We start from the raw sequence: 23,046 nt of genomic DNA on the forward strand, positions 1-23,046 counted from the left end.
TTCTTCCACCGTTGTCAATAAATAAACCTTACAATCCGTATCTTTATTTATGCGTATTATCTATCTTTAGAATGCAAGTTGCTTCTCCGCTTCTCTCTCTCCCCTTTATACTTTCTCCATCCAACATACGTTAAAGTGAACAAAATAAGTCCTCCAGTAATTGTCATAAACCAAATGAGAGAGGGAGCAATCTCATCTTTTTTTACTGTATGAAATATTTTTTGCAAATCACCTTTAATAATCCCTAGTTGCATTTGTCCACCTTTCGTTTTTAACATAACGTTACGAAATTCATCCAAATAAGATAAATGTGCATTTACACGCTGCGCTTCGTTTTCTGGCAGAGCAATCATTAAACTAGGATAAATAATATTAAATTCATTTAAAAATGTATTTAGCGTCTGTTGGAACTGTCCATCATCTTCTTTTTCCATCGCCTTTTCTACTTGAGAAAAAGCATTCATTATCTTTCTTTCTCTTTCCATCCAAAGTGGCTGATATTTAGATACTTGTGCATCAACAGCAAGTTGTAACGCTAACATATTATCCACTTTAACTTGCCTATCTGAATCTTCCGCGAGAGATTGTTTCGCCTTATCGTATGCTAAAGAAACGACTCTAATTTGTCCCGGAGTTACTTTTGAATTATTTTCATTCTCCTTTGATAGAAATTGCTCTGAGAAATGGTACAGTACTTGTATTGCCTTTTCATCTTCTTTTTTCTTCACTAACTGCAAAGAGTCATCTAGCAATCCAGTTAGTTCACTCCACTCTTCAGCATATATACGTACTGGAAACATTATAATTAGAAATGCTATCAGTCCAATTAATGTTCTCTTCATCCCGGTCCCCCCTATAACTACTAGTACAAAATATGTGGAATTGGACAAGAATAGAACAGAACAAAACCAAAAAATATATTATCTCTATGAAAACAAAAAAATTCTCTTTAAACAGAGAATTTTTTCTTTGAAACCCTTTTCTTTTTCACTAAATATTTATACACACCGTAACAAAGCATGCTACCACCTAAAATCAATAATAAAATAATACATGCAGCATGCATAAAGAATTCTTCCGGTAACATTAAAATAACCGGATCTGTTTCAATATCAAACATCCAATAATCATTGCTAAATAAAAGCTTATGAAATAATACGAAACTCTTTTCAAAATTAATAGCAATTGGTAACGTAAGAGCTATTGGAAAAATAATTGTAAGAATCGCTCCGTGAAGTAAAAACTTTTCCTTTTTCTTTTTTAATAAATACGCTCCTCCTAATACAGCAATTACAATCGTTCCATACATTATATATTGAATCTTGACTACAATATTTTTAACATCTACAAAATGAATGCGTCCATTTGTGGACATATCTAATGTCGGCAATTGTAATGCACCTTCATAAAACGGCGATAAATATGTAATAAGCACATCATAGTTTCTCTTAATTTCATCTTTCGTCATATCCGCTAAATCTGGAATATTTAAAAAATCAATTTCAAAATAATACAACCATTTTCCATATATAACTACCGTTGTCGCGAGAGCGAAAACAGAAAATGCTATGCTATAGGAAACTACTAAAGTGATCAATCGATCCAATATGTTTATACCGCTCTTATTTTTCTTCATTTTCTCCCCCTAAATGTTCTCACCATCATAAAGAAAACTGTTTTCGGTTCTCACGTAAGCAATAATAATATGTAATACACAGTACAGCAATACTTAACCAAAACGTAAAATAACCAATTTTCTCTACAAATAAATGCATAATCCCATATCTCGGCATTTGCCAAAATAAATAATCAATTGCATCATTATGTAATGTCCATATGCCAGCTACAGTGAAGTGCCATTTTTTTATCCGATAAAACGGAGCATATAACATTCCCTGCACTGCCATCGCAAAATGAGATAACATTAACATATATCCCATAAGGCCAATAGGGCCTTTTACATAAATCATAATTGCATTTACAACAACAGCCCAAACACCATATTTTATTAAAGTAACTATCGCTAGCGCTTCTATTAACCCCCAGTTCTTCTTCATCAAGAAAGCAATTAAAACAAAGACAAAAAAGAGAGTCGCCATAGGGCTATCTGGTACAAACGGCCAAAATATAGGTGAGGTTTCTTTTAATTGATTTCCATACCATATGAATCCGTAAATTGTACCTAATATGTTAACAACCAATAAAAATAATAGTACCGAACGTTGCCTTAACATTGCATACAAGTAAGCCAATCTGTATGTCCAACACCTTTCAAACAAAGTAATTCTTTCATCGAACTCTACTCTATTATATAGCAAACTTTCCGTCATCGTAGAGTAGAAAACTGAAACAGATTAAATTTTCTTTAGGGATGGCTTTGCTATCCCTTTTCTGTTTCAGCTTCCCCTCATCAAACCGTACGTGAGGTTTTCCCTCATACGGCTTTCTGATGCTCTTCCTTCTTTAGCTTTCAGTTTGTTCTAGCTTCCTACTTTCACGAGTGTGTATGTTATTTTCTTCATCAAGTCCTTGATACGACCATGTTTCTTTCGAACATTTCTTTTCTTATTCCAAAAAAGGTTAAGCCGTTCTAAGACGTACCAATCTATTTTACCGAGCCACTTCTGTCCAATTGAAGATAGGCTATAATAATTTTTGAATCCTTGTAGAATTCTATTTAAACCTTTCACCATCAAACAGTGCCCAGCTTAGCTGGGCACGCAAAATAAAAAGCTGACTACAGATTTTGTAGTCAGCTTTTCTATTATTTTTTATTATACTTTGCAACGAATTCCGAAAGCTTTTTCAGTTCCTCATCTGTACCTTTAAATACACCTTTAGGCATTGAGCCTTTTCCATCTTTCGCAATTTTAGCGATTTCTTCTGGTTTTAAAGTTAAGTTTTGTAAAGCCGGTGCTGCCGCTCCGCCCTGTAAATTGTCACCATGACATGTTAAACAAGTATTTTTTTGCATCAACTTGTAGCCGTCATCATTTTTATCAACTGGTGCTGTTTTTACAATTGCTCCTTGTTTTTTTGCAGCTTCCCAATCGTGGTGTGCTACAGATTCCCAAGTTAAAAAAATAATCGATGCAATTGCTAAAAGCATAAACCCCGTTGCTACAGGACGCTTCAATGGTGCTCTTTCTGGGCCTCGATCTAGAAACGGAGCTAATAGTAACGCTCCAAACGCAATCCCCGGCATAATAAACGCACCAATTACAGTAAATGAGCCTGAAGCATACGAATACTTTAATAACTGATACAAGAATAAGAAATACCAATCTGGAAGTGGTATATATCCTGCATCTGTAGGATCCGCCATTCTCTCAAGCGGTGACGGATGCGCCACTGTTAAACATAAATAACCGACTAAAAAAACTGCACCAACCATCCATTCTTTTAACAAGAAATTCGGCCAAAACGCTTCTGTTTTCCCTGGATATTCAGAATAATCTTTTGGAATATTTGGTTTCCGGGCTACTGGTACCCGAGAATCTCCTACAAACTTCATCCCTTTGCCGCGATGCATAATCTCCCTCCTTTTGTTCTTTCCCCTTTAATTTAGCAATCTCTTATAGCGGACCGGAAATACCTTGTTTGCGAATCATGATGAAGTGGAAGGCCATTAAACCTAGAAGTGCTGCTGGTAAGAAGAAGACGTGAATAGCAAAGAAGCGAGTTAATGTTTGAGCGCCAACGATTTCGGAATGACCAGCGAGTAATGTTTTAATATAAGGACCAATGAGCGGCGTTTGCTCTGCAATTTGAATCCCTACTTTCGTAGCAAATAACGCTTTCATATCCCACGGTAATAAATATCCGGTAAAACCAAGACCTAACATAACAAAGAAAATAAGAACACCAACAATCCAGTTTAACTCACGAGGCTTTTTATACGCACCTTGGAAGAAAACTCTGAGTGTATGTAAAAACATCATTACAATTACGAGACTAGCACCCCAGTGATGCATACCACGAACAATTTGCCCGTAAGCTACTTCATTTTGTAAATAATAAACCGACTCCCAAGCATTTTTAATATCCGGCACATAATACATCGTCAAAAACATTCCGGACAAAATTTGAATTACTGTAACGAAAAAGGTAAGTCCTCCAAAGCAATAGACGAATGCAGAAAAGTGATGTGCCGGGTTAACATGCTCAGGTACTTCATGATCAGCGATATCACGCCATATCGGTGTAATATCTAAACGTTCGTCCACCCAATCATAAATTTTATTTAACATCTACTTTGCACCCCCTCTTGGCTTCGCTTTTCCTAAATACAGCGTTCCATCTTTCACTTTAGACTCGTATACATCAAGCGGAGCAAGAGGCGGTGTGCCTTTAATGTTCATCCCATCTTTTGTGTAACGTCCCCCGTGACATGGGCAAAAGAATTGATTAGGATGTGCTTTGTCCGAATTCCAGTTCACTGTGCAACCTAAATGTTTACACACTGGAGAAAATGCAACAATGTCTCCGCTTTCATCTTTATGCACCCAAGCAGATTTTGGCTCTTCAGACTTGTACCATCCGTCAACCTGCTTCACCTTAAAATCGAAGCGCTTCGGCTCTGTTGTAATATCCTTTACTTGTCCAACAGCAACCATATCTGTTCCCACTTCTTTTCTTAACACCGGATCAAGCGCAAACCTCGTCATCGGCATTAAAATACCCGCCGCCATAAAGCCTCCTACCCCTGTAAGTGTGTAATTTAAAAACTGTCTTCTTGACACACGATGTTCTTTCTCGCTCACGAAAATTTCCCCCCTCTATCAGAAATTGTCCCCTCGTGAAAAAATTATATAAAAAATAAAAACTAGGACACTATCATGATATAATACCCTCTTGCATAGGTCAATATCATACTACTCATAATAATAAGAACTTTCTGTTTATTATTATTTTATCCATCTTTCTTCCAACATTTCCATAATATTTTTTATGTGTGCACGAATAACTTCCCTTTTCGCTTGGTCACTAAATTGCTCTAATGATAACGATGGAAACCAAAATAAATCACCCTGCACATCTCTCATATCTTCTTTCCATGAAAAGTCACTTGTCACATAGGCAATATGCTTAAAACCTTGCCTTTTTAAATGATCTGTCCATTCTTGCAAACGGTCTTTTTCATTCTTTTGGCTCTCTACCAAATACGTAAATGCGGGCAGTAAAAGCACTCTTCCTTTATACTCCCTTTCCAACTCCATACTCAAAGCCTCAATAAATTCACCTTGCTCTACAACCATTTTCATCTCTTTTGCTGCCGAAATAGACAAAAGGGGTATAATCCCTGTATCTACATACTCCCTCGCTTGCTCAAACTGTTCTACATCTTTTACAATCCATTTCACCTTTTCTCCCCTCCTCCATTCGAAATAACAGAACTTTCACTTTATATATATTAAACCATACTAAAAGAGGTAAAAAAAGAAAAACTACCTATTATTAAGTAGTTTTTCTTAAAAAGTCTGAATTTCGTAAAGATTACATAATCAAAATGAATTCTATAAAATTTTCAACTCTGCTGTTAACCTATGAAATGCTTCCTTATCTTGCTTATCCAAAGCTTCATCAATTTGTTTCAAAAGACGTTCTCTTCTAAATGAGAATACACTTTCTTCTAAAAATCGTTCTGCAAGCAATCGATCTTTTTCATTCACTTCAATATGCTTTGGCAAATATGGGTTTTCTTCTAATACAGCTACATAGTTTGCATTTTGGAACGATGATTTAAAATTAAGCTGAATATAAATATCCTCATCTCGATTCAAACGAATATCATGAAACGATTTTTCTGCATCTGTTGTCATTACATTTTGTTTGAAAAAGTGAAACGGTGTGTCTTTCACACAATTTGCTGACATTACTAAGCCACGCGGACAATATTTTGCATGTTCTACGAAGTGGACTTTATGCATTAATTGATCGTGACTCATTAAATAATTCAAAATCCATACACATTCACGCTGTTTCAGTTGGTAATTATTCAAAAACCATTTTACAAAATCCTTCTTCTCGTTTACAGAAACAGGGGTATTCATAGCGATTAAGTCCCTCCTCTGTCTTTCTCTTTTCTTTTTAGATTCAAGAAGCGGCATTCAGTTTCCTTCCAACTTATGAAAAATCCTCTAAATTATATAACAATTCTTCAATATGAATTTGTGTCGGGTCTAGTTGTATTAACTGCGTAAATACTTCTTTCGCCTCTTTTCGCATTCCTTCTTCTAATAAGAAATAACCGTACTCTTCCAAGAAATCTGGATGATTCTTAAAAGAAGTATATGCACTTTCATAGTGTTTTAATGCATCCGAATACATTTCTAATTGTTTTTTTGCAAATGCAAGATCCCAAAGTAGTTGTGTATCTGGTTCTCCACTGTCAATTGCACGCTCTACAACTGCAATTAGCTCTTCGTATTTCTCTTGTTCTTTTAAAATATACGCATATTTTAATATCGCACCTAAATGTCCCGGATCTAGCTCCAGCGCTTTTTGAAGCACTTCTTCTGCCTCCGCTATTTTACCTAATTTCGCCGCAATATTCGCTAATTCTACATAGAAAGGAACAGACAGCTCATCTACTTTAATTCCTTCTTGAAGTGTTTCATAGCTTTCTTGAAGCATGCCTTCTTTTTCATAGCTTTTCGCTAAATACATGTATAACGATGCGTATTCAGGATCTAATTCTTTTAATTCTTGCCAAGCACCAATTGCTCTTTGATATTCTTCTCCTTGGTATAATGTGAAGGCATATCCAAATAATGAGTGAATATCTTTTTGCTCTTCTAACCCCGCTTCATAGTAAGAGATTGCCTCTTCCCAGTTTCCAATAGCACTTAAAGTTTCTGCTAGACGAAGCGCAATGACAACACCACCCATAACTTTATGTTCTGCTAGTAACGATTCATAATAAGTGATCGCCTTTTGCTCTTCACCTTTACTACTATATAATTCTGCTAACCCAAACGTAATAACAGGTTCGTCTGGCATCATTTCTTTCGCCTTTAATAGTTTTTGTTCTGCTACATCATCAAAACCTTGCATTTGGAATAAATCCGCTACAAGTAATAACGATTGAACATATAAATCATCGTTTTCTGGAATATCATGAAGCACTTCAATCGCTTCATCTTCTTTATCTAAATCAATATATAATTCTGCTAAAAATACCGTAAATTCACTTTCTTCCGGATATAGCAAGCGTAAGTCTTCAGTAATTGCTAACGCCTCATCCATAAACCCAAGTGTATGATAGTAACGAGCGATATCATACTTCTCTTCATCATTAGCAACTCGTAGTTGTTCTTTTAATAATTGTAATCCTTTTTCTGCTTCACCGTTTTCAATATAAGAAACAGCCTGTTCAAACTTTTGCATAAACGTCTCCTTTAATTCAAAAAATATTCTCTTCTGTTCATTTATCATAAGCAACTAGGTGTAAGAACGCAACCTTTTGAGTGAGCTACCTCTTCCTATACTTTCTCTCATAGCGCAGCTAATTGTTCGAAAAATTCCGGATACGATACAGCGACCGCATCACTATTCTCTATTTTCACTTCTCCATCTATAATACACGATGCGATTGCAAGCATCATCCCAATACGATGATCGCCGTGACTATTAACAGTATTTCCTTTTAAACTTTGTTTACCATATATAATCATACCATCTGGTGTAGCTTCAATCTTCGCACCTAATTTGCCTAATTCATCTACAACCGTATCGATACGATTTGTTTCTTTTACTTTTAACTCCTCAGCGTTTTTAATAACAGTAATTCCTTCTGCCTGCGTTGCCAATAAAGCAATTACAGGAATTTCATCAATTAATCTTGGAATAAGAGTTCCACCAATTTCTATTCCTTTTAGTTTAGATGTTTCAATCGTAATATCCCCGCACGGTTCAAACTCTTCATTTCTAATATGATCGATAGAAATAAGTGCACCCATCTTTGTTAATACATCTAAAACCCCTGTTCTCGTCGGATTTAAACCAACGTTTTCCAATACAAGCTTACTATTTGGGACAATTACACCAGCTACTAAGAAAAATGCCGCCGAAGAAATATCTCCTGGAACTTCTATGTCTGCACCTTTAAGTTGTTGTCCACCTTGTAATGAAACAGTCCGTCCATTAACATCTACGGTACAACCGAATGCACGCAACATTCTTTCCGTATGATCACGAGATTGCATAGGCTCTGTTACCGTAGTAATCCCTTCCCCTTGCAAACCCGCAAGTAAAACTGCTGACTTCACTTGTGCGCTTGCTACTGGTGAATGGTAATGCATACCTTTTACCTTACCACCGCGAATAGATAAAGGTGTATATTGTCCGTTTTCTCTACCATCAATTTGAGCATTCATCTTACTAAGCGGGTCTGTAACACGTTTCATAGGACGTTTTCCAATTGATGCATCACCAATTATCGTACTATGGAACGGCGTATTTGCTAAAATCCCAAGCATAAGACGAATAGTCGTCCCTGAATTCCCCACATCTAATACTTCTTTCGGTTCTTGTAAATTATGTAATCCTTTACCGTAAATCGTGACATCGTTACCAAACTGTTCAATCTGGACACCTAGTTTTTGAAAACATGCAATTGTACTTAAACAATCTTCTCCTAATAAAAAATTTGATACTTTCGTCGTCCCTTCCGCTATCGCTCCAAACATAACAGAGCGATGCGAAATAGATTTATCTCCTGGAACAACAATTTTCCCATTCAAACTATTTTTTCGTCCTACTAGTTTCAAACTGTATCCTCCTCACATTTTAAATAAGTTATATGTACAATAGTTCTTCTTATACGTCTACTTCTATTGTAACGTTTTCTTTCTTGAACGTGCAAACAACTCCCCTTATTGCAGTTCAAATGAAAAAGGCTCCTGTAACAGGAGCCTCCACCATTTCTTAAGAATACGTTTCTTCTTTCTTCACTTGTTCTTTTACAAGTTCCGTAAGTAATTCAATAATCTCATCATTTTCTTCTTTTAATCCAACAGTAATACGAATACCATCATGCATACCAAATGCTGCACCAGAACGAACGATATATCCTTTTTTCATTAATCGTTCGAAAGCTTCATTACCAGGTATACCAAGTTTCAAGAAAATGAAATTCGTTTGAGATGGATAGTAGAATACGTTATATTCCTTACAAAATGCATAATATTGATTTAATCCTCCGGCATTTTTCTTCACACACTCTTGTAAAAACTGTTGATCCTCTATTGCCGCTAATGCTACCGCTTGGGCGATAGTTGATGTGTTAAATGGTAGTCTTGCTACCTCTAGCTGCCCAATAAGCTTTGCATCACCAATCGCATATCCAATACGAAAAGCAGCTAATCCATATGCTTTTGAGAATGTGCGTAGCACCATAAGATTTTCGTACTTTTCAAGAAGAGGTAATGTTTGCGGATAATCTTCTGCCCCAGCATATTCATAATATGCTTCGTCCATAATAACGAGCGCTGACTTTGGAACTGATTCTAAAAATGAAAGTAATTTTTGTTTTTCTACATATGTACCTGTCGGATTATTCGGATTACAAACCCATACAATCTTCGTTTTCTCATCTACTTGTTGTAACATTGCATCTAAATCGTGAATGCCATCTTTAAGTGGTACTTCACGAACTTCTGCTCCTTCAATAACAGCATGGTGATGGTATTGCGAGAACGTAGGGTTCGCCATTACAACATTTGTTCCATTATGTAGCAAAGCACGACTAATCATTTGAATGACTTCATCTAGCCCACTACCAAATAAAAGTTGTTCCGCTTTTACACCTAAATGCTCTGCTACTTTCTCACGAAGCTCAAATGCCGCCCCGTCCGGATAGAGTGCATATTGATTAGCTAACGAAGTTAATGCTTCTGTCACACGCGCAGAGCAGCCAAACGGATTTTCATTCGATGCTAGTTTTACAATTTTTGATAATCCGTATTCTCTTTTTACTTCCTCAATATTTTTCCCAGGTACATATGCTCTCAAAGTTAACAATTGCTCTTTTACTCTCACTTTTCTTCCCCCAGTCATTGATATGATTTATAATGTCTTACTGTCATCTTTAATCATAACCGTCACCATTACGAGAATACCTTTAAATATGCATTTCATACCTGTTCTATGACTTTTTACACCATATCCTTTTGAAATGCTTCTAACGCAATATGAACAGTCTCATCTGAAATAGATACGACATTCACTCCCCCATATTCCTGCATAAGCACCATATGAATTGTTCCAGCATTTGCTTTTTTATCTTGTTTCATCAACTGAACGAGACGTTCTACATTCAAGTCACTTGGCATTTTTGGATAACCGTATTTCAAGAACCACTGCTTCATTTCTTCATAAGAAAGATCAACTTTGTACACTTGCTCACTTAAAAACATAGCAAATAGCATGCCAACCGCTACTCCATCACCGTGAGTAATATTCCCATATCCTAACTCTTTTTCAAGAGCATGTCCTAACGTATGCCCAAAATTCAAATGGGCACGTACACCTTTTTCTGTTTCATCTTGCGACACAATATTCGCTTTCACAGGAATCGCCTTCGTTAATATATGAATTAACTTTTCATCACGAAGATCCGTTAACGTTTGCACTTCTTCTTTTAACCAATGATATAGCTCTACATCACCAATAAGAGCATGCTTTATCACTTCTGCATAACCTGATCGCCACTCTTTTTCAGGAAGTGAATGTAAAAATGGCGTATGATATACAACAGCTTCTGGCTGATGAAATGCTCCAATCATATTTTTTCCTAGTGGATGGTTAATTGCTACTTTCCCGCCTACTGCGCTATCGTGAGCTAATAAAGTCGTTGGCACTTGGACAAAGCGAATACCACGCATAAACGACGCGGCAACAAATCCAGCCAAATCTCCAATCATCCCGCCTCCAAGTGCGATGATTAAAGAATTTCTATCTAATTTATTTTCAAGAGCCGAAGTGTGAGCCTCATAGAAATTTTCAAAAGACTTCTCTTTTTCGCCACTCGGTACAACAAACGAAAATACTTTTTGCTCTACTTGCAATGCATCAACAACTGTCTGTAAATGCAGTGATGCAACAGCTTCATCAGAAATGATCATTATGTTAGATACTGCAGGATTCATTTTTTGAATAAGCGTTGTTAAGTGTGACAACGCCTCCCTTCCAACATGTACATCATATTCTTTTGATTTCGTTTGAATATGTATGTTCTCCATTAAAATCCCCTCGCATATTCATTATGTTTCTCAATATTTTCACGTATAAGATCGATACGATCTAATCCAAATTGTTCAATTAAAGCTGTTGCGATCTCCCAAGCCACAACAGCTTCAGCCACAACGCTAGCTGCTGGCACTGCACAACTATCTGAACGTTCAATACTCGCTGTAAAAGGTTCTTTCGTATCAATATCAACACTTTGAAGCGGTTTATATAATGTCGGTATCGGTTTCATAACACCGCGCACAACAACCGGCATACCAGTTGTCATGCCACCTTCTAATCCACCTGCATTGTTCGTTTGTCTTCTGTACCCTTGCACTTCATCCCAAAGGATTTCATCATGCACTTCACTTCCTGGTCTATGTGCTGCTTCAAAACCAATTCCAATTTCAACACCTTTAAAAGCGTTAATACTCATAATTGCCGCTGCTAATTTTGCATCTAATTTTCTATCATAATGTACATAGCTACCTACTCCAATTGGCATTCCTTCTACAACTACTTCAACAATACCACCGATAGAATCACCATTTGCCTTCGCATCATCAATTGCTTGCATCATCTTTTTACCGGCCGCTTCATCTAAACAACGTACAGGAGATGCTTCTGTAGTACTTTGTAATTCCACAATAGAGTTATATTTAATATTTGCTGCCTGTACACCACCAATCTCGATAACATGTCCCGCTACTTGTATACCTAATTCCGCTAATATTTTTTTTGCAACTGCACCAGCTGCAACACGAACTGTCGTTTCACGTGCTGAAGAACGCTCTAATACATTCCTCATATCTCTATGACCATATTTAATCGCACCATTTAAATCTGCGTGTCCAGGTCTAGGTTTCGTAACTTGCCTTTTCATTTCTTTCTCTTCCTGCTCAGTTAACGGCTCTGCACCCATAACCTTTGTCCAATGTGTAAAATCACGATTTTCAACAACAAGTGCAATCGGTGACCCCATCGTCTTCCCATGCCTAACACCACTTACAATTTGCACTTGGTCTTTCTCAATTTGCATGCGTCTACCGCGTCCATATCCTTTTTGTCTTCTAGCTAATTCTTCATTTATATCATTCGCTACTAAAGATACCCCTGCCGGAACACCTTCTAAAATTGTCGTAAGTTGCGGACCGTGGGATTCACCAGCTGTAATATATCGCATACGTTATTCCTCTTTTCGCATATGTATTTATCCCGCTACATAAAGCAGCTATATTATCTTCCATCACTCTTTAAAATACAAAGAAATTATATAGTAAATCGAATGTTTGCTTTCCCTACTTGTAATTGTTCGATTATTTTCATAATAGTAAACCTTTTACTTTACATACCAATATATCATAACAGCCCTAACTTCGTAACTGATCGAAATAAAAAAAGTGCAAGAAGAATACCCCTATTCTTCTCACACTTTTTACTATTATCACAGTTATTAAAGCGTTTACAAATTATTTCAAAATAATTAGTAAATCCATTGATTCATTAATTTTGAGTAGTCTACTAATTCTTCTTCCTTAAAGAAAATAGCAATCTCGCGTTCTGCACTTTCTAAAGAATCCGAACCGTGGATAATGTTTTTCGCAACAGTTACACCGAAATCTCCACGAATTGTTCCAGGAGCAGCTTCATGTGGTCGTGTTTTACCCATCATATTGCGTGCTGTATCTACTACACCTTCACCTTGCCATACCATTGCGAATACAGGACCAGATGTAATAAAGTCTACTAATTCACCAAAGAAAGGTCTTTCTTTATGCTCACCGTAGTGTTGTTCAGCAATTTCCGGAGTAACTTGCATTAATTTTGCACCAACTAATTGAAAGCCCTTTTTCTCAAAACGAGCTACAATTTCCCCAATGAAGGCACGTTGTACACCGTCTGGTTTTACCATTAGAAATGTTTTTTCCATAAAAAATCTCTCCACTTCTGAATTATGTATGTAATTGTATATCCCCACACACATATTAACACCCTTATCACAATTGCGCAATAGTTTTGAAATAGAGAGATTATTTTATTTTTTAGACAAAACACTAAAATTTTCGTTTTCCAATATACTTTGCGACATTTTGCAACGCATACTTCGCCTGTCCACGAGGGAGTGGTTTTATTATTTCTAATGCTTTATGTAAATAACGTTCACTAAACGAAAATGCTTTATCAATAGCTTCGCTCGCTTTAATATCATCAATAATTTCTTTCATTTCACTTGCTGTTGTATTTTCATGCACAGATGTAATTTTTTGACGAAGAATTGGATCTTCCATGGCATACAAAACAGGTAATGTAATGTTACCTTGTAATAAATCACCACCAGCAGGCTTTCCAAGCTTCTCTTCTGTCGATACGAAATCTAAAATATCATCAATAATTTGATAAGACATACCAACAAAATATCCGTACCAAAATAGACGATTTACAGTATCACGATTAGCACCAGCAGCAATCGCTCCCAACTGACAACTTGCGGCGATTAACAATGCTGTTTTTCGTTTTATCCTTCTTAAATACGTTCGTAAATTTTGATCATAGTTATACTTATCTTTAATTTGTTCGATTTCACCTTTACAAACTTCTAAAATTGTATGAGACAACGCTTGATGTGCATCTGGAATTTCTATATTTGTTATACATTCAAGAGACTTCGCAAACAAGTAGTCTCCTGTATACATTGCAATACGATCTCCCCATTTCGCATTCACTGTTGCGCTACCGCGTCGTAAAAACGCAGCATCAATGACATCATCGTGAACAAGCGAAGCCATATGAATTAGTTCTAATGCAACCGCAACATGCTTAATTGCATCTAACTTATAATCCCCAAATTTCCCTGCAAGCAAAACAAAAACAGGGCGAATCCGCTTCCCGCCTGCTTCAATAAGCTGTAATGCCGCTTCTTCTACTAACGGCTGCTCAGAAGCAACTGTCTTCTTCAATTCTTTTTCTATAACATTAATATCCGATCGTAAAAAAGAGTACATAAGTTGTAACTTCATATTGTTCACCTTAACCTAAAACGTCTTTTTTCTATTTTCTATTTTGATTCTGGTTTAATACCTAAATGCATAGCTGCTACACCAAAAGTAAATGGTTTCACTTGCACATTCTTAAGCCCAGCTTCTTCAAACATACGTGCTAACTCTTTCATCCCTGGGAATGTACTAGCAGATTCCTGAAGCCATGAATATTCTTTATAACTTTTCGCAAACATCTTTCCAAATAACGGCATGATATATTTAAAGTATAAGACATACCCTTGACGAAAACCTATCATCGTTGGTTGAGATGTTTCCAGGCAAATTACTTTTCCACCAGGCTTTACTACACGCGTCATTTCTTTTAATACTTGCATGTAATCCGGAACGTTACGTAACCCAAAACCAATTGTTACATAATCAAACGTATTATCTTCATAAGGAAGTTCCATTGCATTTCCATGTATAAGTTCTACTTGCTTTAATTCTAAAGCTTCTACCTTTTGTTTACCGACAGCTAGCATATTTTCGCTAAAGTCTAAACCGTAAACCTTCCCATCTTCACCTACAGCTCCCGCTAGTGCAATTGTCCAATCTGCCGTCCCGCAGCATACATCAAGTGCCTTACTCCCGGGTTTCACATCCATAATTCGCATCGTTTCTTTGCGCCATGCCTTATGCCTTTGAAAACTAATTACAGAATTCATCACATCGTATTTATCAGAAATTTTCTCAAATACGTCATGTACTCTTTCTTCTTTTGATTGTTGCATGCTCGTACCTTCTTCCAATGTAAAGTTGCTTATGTCCTTGATTTATCTCTTAACATAGAAATTATCTCATTAACTTCTGTATGATTCTCTAAAAATTTTTCTTCCTGCTTTCTCATTTCCATAAGCCATTCATTAATAACTGTTTCCAAATTTTTATCATCATCCAATGAGATTTTTTGGACTGCTTGAAAAACAGGTGAATTTTGTTTATCAGCATACAATTGACACTCTTTTTGAAGACGATTTTTTCCTAACACATAAGTTATATATGGTTTCCAATTAGATAACTGAAAATGATCACATGTTTTTTGCAAAAGCGCAGATTCAATTATTACTACACTTTCCATTATGTCTTGAATCGTCACATGTGCTTTTTGATATAGCATAATTTTATGTTCATTAATCTCCTTAATTCCTTCAGCAAGTGCACGAATTAAGATAATATCACAATTCATTGACAATAAGTAATAGTATAGACCACTATAATAATCCCCTGCAAGAACTGTCAATTGACGACGCTTATGGAATCCACTCGTCTCTTCGTTTGCTTTATTTGATACTTTTTCATGTGTATCAAGAGCAATTTGTACAAGCATAATCGTTACGACATAATGATCAATTTGTTCTTTATGTATATTTGCACTTTTTAATGCACCGTATAACAGCGCTATTTTTTCTTCATCAATAAATGGTTCTTCAATATAGTTTATAAAATAAGGATGGCGTAATTTCTCCATCAATTTCTCTTTAATACCCGCATACCCTCCGTAGATGTCACACACAAAAAATCACCCTTGTTTTCTAATTCATAAAATTTATTATAACACATACATTCTATTTTCTATAATCAAAACTTGGCTACTTCTGCCAAACTGCTACCGAATAAAGCCTCAACTTTTATTCATACAAGTTATCTTCGTCTCTAACAACTACAAACATTCATTTACACAAAAGGCAGAAGTAATTTTCAACCTTTATATTCTTGCTCTTTAACATTAAAACTATATCATTTTTTTGTATAAAAAAAAAAGAAAAGCAGTTTCCCGCTCTTCTTTAATTCGTCTTAATAAACGATAAAATTTCACTACGTGCTGCTGCATCATTTTCTAACACGCCGCGCACTGCAGTCGTTACTGTTTTCGCACCAGGCTTTTTCACACCACGCATCGTCATACACATATGCTCTGCTTCTACTACTACCATTACACCATGCGGCTCTAGTACTTCCATAATAGAGTTAGCTACTGTTGATGTAATACGTTCTTGTAGTTGCGGACGACGCGCAATTGTGTCTACAGTACGAGCTAATTTACTTAGTCCCGTTACTTTTCCACCTTGCGGAATATATGCAACGTGAGCAACTCCATAAAACGGAACAAGATGATGCTCACACATCGAATAGAATGGTATATCTTTTACTAGCACAAGCTCTTCGTGGTCTTCTCCGAATACTTTGTGTAAATGCTCTTTCGGATCCTCATGCATTCCTGAGAATACTTCTGCGTACATTTTCGCAACACGTTTCGGTGTATCAAGTACTCCCTCGCGATTTGGGTCATCTCCGATTGCCTCTAAAATAAGACGTACTGCATGTTCAATTTGTTCTAAATTAACTTTTGCCATCCGCTAGCCCTCCCGAAAAACCTAAAAGTGATACGAACACATTCTAGCATATTTATGTTTTTAAAAGCAAAAAGAAGAGTTTCCAAAAAGGAAACTCTTCTTCCCTGTTAATATGTAAGGATTATTTAACCGCATCTTTTAACGCTTTACCAGGTTTGAATGCAGGTACTTTACTTGCAGCGATTTCAATCTCCTCACCTGTTTGTGGGTTACGACCTTTACGAGCCGCACGCTCACGAACTTCGAAGTTACCGAATCCGATTAGTTGTACTTTATCACCTTGTTTTAAAGCTTCTAAGATAGAATCAAAAACAGCGTCCACTGCTTTTGTTGCGTCCTTTTTAGAAAGGGAACTTGCTTCTGCAACAGCATTGATTAAATCTGTCTTGTTCATGCCATTCACCTCCTCCCAAAGATAAGACTGTATAATGATCATAAAATGAGTCTTACTTTCATTTGTAGGCAATTTTTACAAATTCTATACTACAAAGATGTAGATAAATCATTATCAACGCCTATATTATACGATTCTCCTTTATAATTCAATATTTTTAAGGAAATTGTTACTCTAAAAATGTGAAATTCTGATGAAACTTGACAATTTACAACAAAATATTAGATAATGACTGTTTATTTTTCTATTACGTACTCAAAAAGAAAAAAATCCCTCTGCAATTAGAGGGATTTTTTTCTTATAATATAATCGCAATTAATCCGCCAGATCCTTCATTAATAATTCTTTCTAGCGTTTCTTTTAATTTATAACGAGCGTTTTCTGGCATTAGAGATAACTTCGCTTGAATTCCTTCTCTAACAATAGAGCTAAGAGAGCGCCCAAATATATCAGAATTCCAAATTGATAGCGGGTCATCTTCAAAATCTTGCATCAAGTAACGAACTAGTTCTTCACTTTGTTTTTCAGTACCGATAATTGGTTCAAATGTTGATTCTACATCCACTTTAATCATATGAATAGACGGCGCAACCGCTTTTAATTTAACACCGAACCTTGAGCCGTGACGAATAATTTCCGGTTCATCTAAGCTCATATCAGCTAATGCAGGCGCTGCTACTCCATATCCGGTTTGTTTTACCATCCGCAAGGCATCCGCCACTTGGTCATATTCTGTTTTCGCATGAGATAAATCGAGCATAAGCTTTAATAAATGATCTTTCCCTCGAATCTCTACTCCTACTACTTCTTTTAAAATTTGATCATACAATTCATCTGGCGCATATAAATCAATCTCTGCCACACCTTGCCCCATATCGATGCCAGCTAGACTCGCTCGATCAATAAATTCATATTGACTAAACTGCCAAACGACACGGTCCACATCACGAAGACGTTTTATATCCTTTACAGTCTCTTGAACCGCTTCCTGATAACTTTGGCGTAACCAATGCCCTTCATTTAGTACCATTACCCAGCTCGGAAGGTTTACATTCACTTCTAAAACCGGGAACTCGAATAATGCTTCTCGCAGTACGTTATACACATCTGTTTCTCTTAAACTCTCTACACTCATCGCAATTACTGGGATATCATATTCTTCTGATAAACTTTGACGTAACTGCTCCGTATCTGGATGGTATGGCTGTACAGTATTGATAATCATAATGAAAGGCTTTCCTACTTCTTTTAACTCATTTACAACGCGTTCTTCTGCCTCTATATAATCTCTTCTTGGAATTTCACCAATTGTTCCATCTGTTGTAATAACGACACCAATTGTTGAATGCTCTTGAATTACTTTACGTGTTCCGATTTCTGCAGCTTCATGGAATGGAATAGGCTCTTCATACCAAGGAGTATTAATCATGCGCGGACCATTCTCATCTTCATAGCCTTTTGCTCCTGGAACCGTATATCCAACACAATCTACTAATCGAATATTCACTTCAAGACCTTCATCTACTTCGATAGAAACCGCTTGGTTTGGAACAAACTTCGGTTCCGTCGTCATTATTGTACGACCAGCAGCACTTTGAGGCAGTTCATCCTGCGCTCTTTGACGGTCTGACTCATTTTCAATATTGGGAATAACAACAAGTTCCATAAATTTTTTAATAAATGTTGATTTCCCTGTTCGAACAGCTCCTACAACTCCAAAATAAATATCACCGCCTGTGCGTTCCGCAATATCTTTAAAAATATCTACCTTTTCCAAGTGATTCCCTCCCTCAATATTTTTGGGAATAATTCCACGTTTATAGTCAACTAATACCTTCTCTAATGTTGCCTATAATATCTGATATAATATAATGGTATTCTAGAAGTTCGGACAATATATCATATAATTTTGTCCAATTTCATATGACTATTTAAAAATACCTTTTGTTTGCATCGCAAGTTGTATAACATAAAAAACCTTTCTTCTAGAACTTATTCACTAAAAGAAAGGTTCATGACTTATGATTTTAAAAAAATTGGTTCTCCATTTTTTACTGTGTACGGCAAAGAATATGCAGGAACAAACGGGGAATCCTTCGATAGTATACTCCGGATATCTTCACCTTCTTTAAATTGTCCTTCATTTTTTTTCAACGCTTCATATAAGTCGATTCTATAATCAACAAACAATTCTCCTTTTTCATTAATTACAAGAGGGAGACCTTTTCCTGAGTACGGACTTGTCACTTGTGGTACATCTTTATATCCTAGTTTTTTGAAGTCTAATTCATAAACACCATCTGTGATCACTTTTTTAAAAGGTGGATATTGATGTTCATCACGATACATTCTTAGCTTCAATGCCACTTCTTGAATTTGTTCCGCCATTCTCACATCAATTAACTTTACTGTCGGATTTTTTTCAACATCTATTAATACATATTGATATACTCCACCACTTTCATACGCATTCCCTGGTGCCTCTTGTATGTACCTTGGAGCAATTTTTTGAAAATCAATTGGATACTTCTGATAAATCGGCGTACTCATATCACGCGTCTTAATTGGTAATAAACCATCCGTTTGCTCCTTATATGTATTAATGGCTTTTTGTACAACTTGCAACTGGTCTTCATAAGGAATAGCACTTTGTTTCATATTTTCTCTTGGATACATACACCCTGTTAAAATGCTCATACAACAAAATATTAAAATAATATGGATTTTTTTCACTGACAATCACCTTTTCATGCTAGTATGGACTGTTGCTTTTGTAACATTTACCGACTACACATCCTTTATTGCTCAATAGGGCCACTAAATACAACAAGGAAAATAACAATTCCCGATACAATCATGAGGGTGTACGCTACTAAAGCTGTAATCCCTTTCAAAAATTTATTCTTCATTTTATGCCTACTCAATAAAATAAAACTTACTGCAAGAAACATAAATCCAATTGCCCCTAAAGCAAACCACATTTTCATAAGCCCTTCCGACATATATACACCCCTTTACTTTCAATCTATTTTTATACTATTTTAACAAATTAAAATCTTTAAACAAATAAAAATCATCATTTTTCCGTGAATTGATGATTTTTATTTAAAATAATAAAACCGAAGCACGAAATGATGCGCTTCGGTTGACCAAATATGCCCTTAACAGCTCTATTCCCATTCTTTCATAACTATCATATGCATTCTCTAAACTCTTTGTTTCTCATAATTTATTTTTTAAACATTTTACTTAACGAACCAAAATCCGCCGGCATATTATTGTTAATAATCGCTTTTACAATTTGATCCTCTTGCTCTTTCGGCACTTCGCGTCCTGCCATTAGAGCAACTTGATGAATCAATTGGCGAAGCACTGTCTCATCACGTAAGTTCGCATTTTGAACAGACGACGCTAATTTAAAAATATCTTCTTTGTTCACTTTCGCTTCTTTTTCAATGTTATTAAAAATGTTGTTATCCATTCTTTTCACCCTCTCCTCAAGTTACTCTTCATCCTATGCAGAGATGAAAAATTGGTGAAAAGACCCATAAAAAATAAAAAACGGTAGAAGTACGAAATGTACTTCTACCGCTTTCTTTATAACAAATCAGGTATCGCTTCAACTTCATGTTTTCGAACACGTCCCATCAATGAGCCTACTGCATCTTTCACATTATTCCCATTGAACAGCACGTCATATAAAGCAGCTGTAATCGGCATTTCAACTTCCATTTTCTCTGCCAATTCATGAGCAGCTTTCGTTGTTCTTACACCTTCTACAACCATACCCATACTTTCTAGCACTTCTTCTAAAGAGTGCCCTTTTCCAAGCATATTTCCAGCGCGCCAATTTCGGCTATGCACACTTGTACAAGTTACAATTAAGTCTCCCATACCAGTTAGACCAGCAAACGTTAACGGATTTCCGCCCATTTTTCTTCCTAAACGAGCAATCTCTGTTAAACCACGTGTCATTAATGCCGCTTTCGCATTATCACCTAATCCAAGCCCGTCAGATATCCCCGCAGCTAGTGCAATAATATTTTTTAAAGCACCACCAAGTTCAACTCCAACGATATCTGGGTTTGTATATACACGGAAATAGCTATTCATAAACAAATCTTGTACTCCCTCAGCCGCTTCCATACGCTTTGCTGCAGACGTAACAGTTGTCGCTTGACGCAATCCAACTTCTTCAGCGTGACTCGGCCCAGATAGTACAACAACATCCTTAATCAAGCTCTCCGGAATTTCTTCCTCAATCACTTCCGAAATACGTTTTGACGTACCTGGTTCGATTCCTTTACTTGCATGAATCCAAGTAATTGGCTCTGTAACAATTTCTTTCATCTCTTGCAATACGTCTCGGTACGCTTTCGTCGGTACTACTAGCAGTACTGTATTTACATCTACTAATGCTTCTTCTAAAGAAGAATAGGCTACGATTGTGCTTGGCAATGTAATCCCTGGAAGATATCTACTGTTCTCACGCTTCGTATTAATTTCATTCATGAGTTCAGGACGGTTTCCCCAAATACGTACATCATGCCCATTGTCAGCTAATACCATCGCTAACGCTGTTCCCCAGCTACCTGCTCCTATTACTGTGATTTTTGTCATAAAATCACATCCTCTCCATTAGTCTCTTGCTCTAGCGATAATGTGAATCGGCGTTCCTACAAAACCGAACGCTTCACGTAAACGGTTCTTTAAGAAGCGCTCATATGAAAAGTGCATTAATTCTGTATCGTTTACAAATATAACAAATGTTGGTGGTTTTACCGCAACCTGTGTCGCATAGAAGATTTTCAGACGGCTACCATTATGTGTCGGCGTTGGATTCATCGCTACCGCATCCATAATTACATCATTTAATACATTCGTTTGTACACGGATGCTATGGCTTTCATTTACCTCATTGATAACCGGTAATAACGTTTGTGTACGCTTTTTCGTTTTCGCAGATAAGAATACAATCGGTGCATACTCTAAAAATTGGAAATGAGCACGGATGTTTTCTTCAAATGCTTTCATTGTTTTTTCATCTTTTTTCACTGCATCCCATTTGTTTACAACGATAATAACAGCTCGTCCTGAATCATGAGCATATCCAGCGATTTTTTTATCTTGCTCAATAATTCCTTCTTCTCCGTCTAAAACGACTAAAACAACGTCAGAACGTTCAATCGCTCTAAGTGCACGAAGTACACTATACTTTTCTGTACTTTCGTATACTTTCCCTTTTTTACGCATACCAGCTGTATCGATGATTACATAATCTTGATCATCTTTACTATATGGTGTATCAACAGCATCACGTGTCGTTCCCGCTATATTACTTACAATTACACGTTCTTGACCAAGAAGTGCATTTACAAGTGATGATTTCCCTACGTTTGGACGTCCAATTAAAGAGAAACGGATTGTTTCATCGTCATACGCTTCTTCTTCAATCTTTGGAAAATGATTTGCAGCTTCATCTAACAAATCACCAAGTCCTAAACCGTGTGTACCTGAAATCGGGAATGGCTCGCCAAATCCTAATGCATAAAAATCATAAATATCACTACGCATGTCTGGATTATCAACCTTATTTACCGCAAGTACAATTGGTTTTTTAGAACGGTATAAAATTTTAGCAACTTCTTCATCTGCTGCAGTTACACCATCGCGACCATTCGTCATAAAAATGATAACATCTGCTTCATCAATCGCTACTTCCGCCTGTTGACGAATTTGTGTCAAGAACGGCTCGTCTCCAATATCAATTCCACCTGTATCAATAATGTTAAACTCATGATTTAACCATTCTCCCGCACTATAAATACGGTCTCGCGTTATACCTGGTATATCTTCTACGATTGAAACTCTTTCTCCAACAATTCTATTGAAAATAGTAGATTTCCCTACGTTCGGGCGGCCTACTATCGCTATTACTGGTTTCGGCATATACTTTCATCCTTTCAACTTGCTTCTGTTTATTATGTAAAAAACCCTTCTTTGTGCAAGAAGGGATTTGCATTCCAGA

At 36.5% G+C, this 23,046-nt stretch carries 25 protein-coding genes; all 25 read right to left on the reverse strand.

What is annotated here, in order from left to right:
- Positions 1 to 56: 56 nt before the first annotated feature.
- The gene (gene ypjB, locus AC0IXC_RS15140) at positions 57 to 842 is read right to left on the reverse strand and encodes a sporulation protein YpjB (RefSeq protein ID WP_002141040.1); all 786 of its coding nucleotides are present in this window, start codon (positions 840 to 842) and stop codon (positions 57 to 59) included.
- A gap of 107 nt (positions 843 to 949) precedes the next feature.
- Positions 950 to 1,636, reverse strand: coding sequence for a lipoprotein intramolecular transacylase Lit (lit, locus tag AC0IXC_RS15145; protein WP_002030775.1), 687 nt, complete (start codon positions 1,634 to 1,636; stop codon positions 950 to 952).
- Positions 1,637 to 1,661: 25 nt separating this feature from the next.
- The gene (gene lhaT / locus AC0IXC_RS15150; protein ID WP_002086612.1) at positions 1,662 to 2,252 is read right to left on the reverse strand and encodes a lipoprotein heptaprenylglyceryl N-acetyltransferase LhaT; all 591 of its coding nucleotides are present in this window, start codon (positions 2,250 to 2,252) and stop codon (positions 1,662 to 1,664) included.
- A gap of 512 nt (positions 2,253 to 2,764) precedes the next feature.
- A complete protein-coding gene (gene qcrC, locus AC0IXC_RS15155) occupies positions 2,765 to 3,532 on the reverse strand; it encodes a menaquinol-cytochrome c reductase cytochrome b/c subunit (RefSeq protein WP_002011836.1) in 768 nt (255 codons plus the stop codon).
- Positions 3,533 to 3,575: 43 nt separating this feature from the next.
- On the reverse strand, positions 3,576 to 4,250 hold the full coding sequence (gene qcrB / locus AC0IXC_RS15160) for a menaquinol-cytochrome c reductase cytochrome b subunit (RefSeq protein WP_000932700.1): 675 nt from the start codon (positions 4,248 to 4,250) through the stop codon (positions 3,576 to 3,578).
- On the reverse strand, positions 4,251 to 4,763 hold the full coding sequence (gene qcrA, locus AC0IXC_RS15165; RefSeq protein ID WP_002030772.1) for a menaquinol-cytochrome c reductase iron-sulfur subunit: 513 nt from the start codon (positions 4,761 to 4,763) through the stop codon (positions 4,251 to 4,253). It abuts the gene before it with no gap.
- 144 nt (positions 4,764 to 4,907) lie between these two features.
- Entirely contained in the window at positions 4,908 to 5,363 is a 456-nt protein-coding gene (locus tag AC0IXC_RS15170) for a YpiF family protein (protein ID WP_002030770.1), read from the reverse strand.
- Between the two features lie 153 nt (positions 5,364 to 5,516).
- Positions 5,517 to 6,053 carry a ReoY family proteolytic degradation factor gene (locus AC0IXC_RS15175; protein ID WP_002086615.1) on the reverse strand — a complete coding sequence of 179 codons (537 nt, stop codon included), beginning with the start codon at positions 6,051 to 6,053 and terminating at the stop codon, positions 5,517 to 5,519.
- A gap of 73 nt (positions 6,054 to 6,126) precedes the next feature.
- A complete protein-coding gene (locus tag AC0IXC_RS15180; RefSeq protein WP_002086616.1) occupies positions 6,127 to 7,389 on the reverse strand; it encodes a tetratricopeptide repeat protein in 1,263 nt (420 codons plus the stop codon).
- A 107-nt stretch (positions 7,390 to 7,496) separates the two neighbouring features.
- The gene (gene aroA / locus AC0IXC_RS15185; protein WP_471653025.1) at positions 7,497 to 8,771 is read right to left on the reverse strand and encodes a 3-phosphoshikimate 1-carboxyvinyltransferase; all 1,275 of its coding nucleotides are present in this window, start codon (positions 8,769 to 8,771) and stop codon (positions 7,497 to 7,499) included.
- 157 nt (positions 8,772 to 8,928) lie between these two features.
- On the reverse strand, positions 8,929 to 10,041 hold the full coding sequence (hisC, locus tag AC0IXC_RS15190) for a histidinol-phosphate transaminase (RefSeq protein ID WP_002188988.1): 1,113 nt from the start codon (positions 10,039 to 10,041) through the stop codon (positions 8,929 to 8,931).
- Between the two features lie 116 nt (positions 10,042 to 10,157).
- Complete coding sequence (gene aroB, locus AC0IXC_RS15195; RefSeq protein ID WP_002011826.1) at positions 10,158 to 11,243, reverse strand: 3-dehydroquinate synthase; 1,086 nt, start codon at positions 11,241 to 11,243, stop codon at positions 10,158 to 10,160.
- Positions 11,243 to 12,415, reverse strand: coding sequence for a chorismate synthase (aroC, locus tag AC0IXC_RS15200; RefSeq protein WP_471653026.1), 1,173 nt, complete (start codon positions 12,413 to 12,415; stop codon positions 11,243 to 11,245). Before aroC ends, aroB begins: the two co-directional genes overlap by 1 nt.
- Before the next feature lie 300 nt (positions 12,416 to 12,715).
- The gene (gene ndk / locus AC0IXC_RS15205; RefSeq protein WP_000415879.1) at positions 12,716 to 13,162 is read right to left on the reverse strand and encodes a nucleoside-diphosphate kinase; all 447 of its coding nucleotides are present in this window, start codon (positions 13,160 to 13,162) and stop codon (positions 12,716 to 12,718) included.
- A 124-nt stretch (positions 13,163 to 13,286) separates the two neighbouring features.
- Entirely contained in the window at positions 13,287 to 14,249 is a 963-nt protein-coding gene (gene hepT / locus AC0IXC_RS15210) for a heptaprenyl diphosphate synthase component II (protein ID WP_471653027.1), read from the reverse strand.
- Positions 14,250 to 14,287: 38 nt separating this feature from the next.
- Positions 14,288 to 15,001, reverse strand: a complete 714-nt coding sequence (gene menG, locus AC0IXC_RS15215) for a 2-heptaprenyl-1,4-naphthoquinone methyltransferase (RefSeq protein ID WP_063218616.1) — start codon at positions 14,999 to 15,001, stop codon at positions 14,288 to 14,290.
- A gap of 29 nt (positions 15,002 to 15,030) precedes the next feature.
- Positions 15,031 to 15,783 carry a heptaprenyl diphosphate synthase component 1 gene (locus tag AC0IXC_RS15220; protein ID WP_133116699.1) on the reverse strand — a complete coding sequence of 251 codons (753 nt, stop codon included), beginning with the start codon at positions 15,781 to 15,783 and terminating at the stop codon, positions 15,031 to 15,033.
- Positions 15,784 to 16,054: 271 nt separating this feature from the next.
- Positions 16,055 to 16,624 (reverse strand): GTP cyclohydrolase I FolE, encoded by a 570-nt coding sequence (gene folE, locus AC0IXC_RS15225; protein ID WP_002011819.1) that lies wholly within the window; start codon positions 16,622 to 16,624, stop codon positions 16,055 to 16,057.
- Positions 16,625 to 16,745: 121 nt separating this feature from the next.
- Positions 16,746 to 17,018 carry an HU family DNA-binding protein gene (locus tag AC0IXC_RS15230; RefSeq protein ID WP_001043860.1) on the reverse strand — a complete coding sequence of 91 codons (273 nt, stop codon included), beginning with the start codon at positions 17,016 to 17,018 and terminating at the stop codon, positions 16,746 to 16,748.
- Between the two features lie 298 nt (positions 17,019 to 17,316).
- The gene (gene spoIVA, locus AC0IXC_RS15235; protein ID WP_000416521.1) at positions 17,317 to 18,795 is read right to left on the reverse strand and encodes a stage IV sporulation protein A; all 1,479 of its coding nucleotides are present in this window, start codon (positions 18,793 to 18,795) and stop codon (positions 17,317 to 17,319) included.
- A gap of 242 nt (positions 18,796 to 19,037) precedes the next feature.
- Positions 19,038 to 19,751, reverse strand: coding sequence for a hypothetical protein (locus AC0IXC_RS15240; protein ID WP_002126422.1), 714 nt, complete (start codon positions 19,749 to 19,751; stop codon positions 19,038 to 19,040).
- A 65-nt stretch (positions 19,752 to 19,816) separates the two neighbouring features.
- On the reverse strand, positions 19,817 to 20,020 hold the full coding sequence (locus AC0IXC_RS15245; RefSeq protein WP_002011815.1) for a DUF2768 domain-containing protein: 204 nt from the start codon (positions 20,018 to 20,020) through the stop codon (positions 19,817 to 19,819).
- A gap of 227 nt (positions 20,021 to 20,247) precedes the next feature.
- Positions 20,248 to 20,499, reverse strand: a complete 252-nt coding sequence (locus AC0IXC_RS15250; protein ID WP_000369753.1) for a stage VI sporulation protein F — start codon at positions 20,497 to 20,499, stop codon at positions 20,248 to 20,250.
- 116 nt (positions 20,500 to 20,615) lie between these two features.
- Positions 20,616 to 21,638, reverse strand: a complete 1,023-nt coding sequence (locus tag AC0IXC_RS15255; RefSeq protein WP_002011813.1) for an NAD(P)H-dependent glycerol-3-phosphate dehydrogenase — start codon at positions 21,636 to 21,638, stop codon at positions 20,616 to 20,618.
- Positions 21,639 to 21,656: 18 nt separating this feature from the next.
- On the reverse strand, positions 21,657 to 22,967 hold the full coding sequence (der, locus tag AC0IXC_RS15260; RefSeq protein WP_002011811.1) for a ribosome biogenesis GTPase Der: 1,311 nt from the start codon (positions 22,965 to 22,967) through the stop codon (positions 21,657 to 21,659).
- Between the last annotated feature and the right edge of the window lie 79 nt (positions 22,968 to 23,046).

This window comes from Bacillus sp. AC266, from assembly GCF_979253805.1.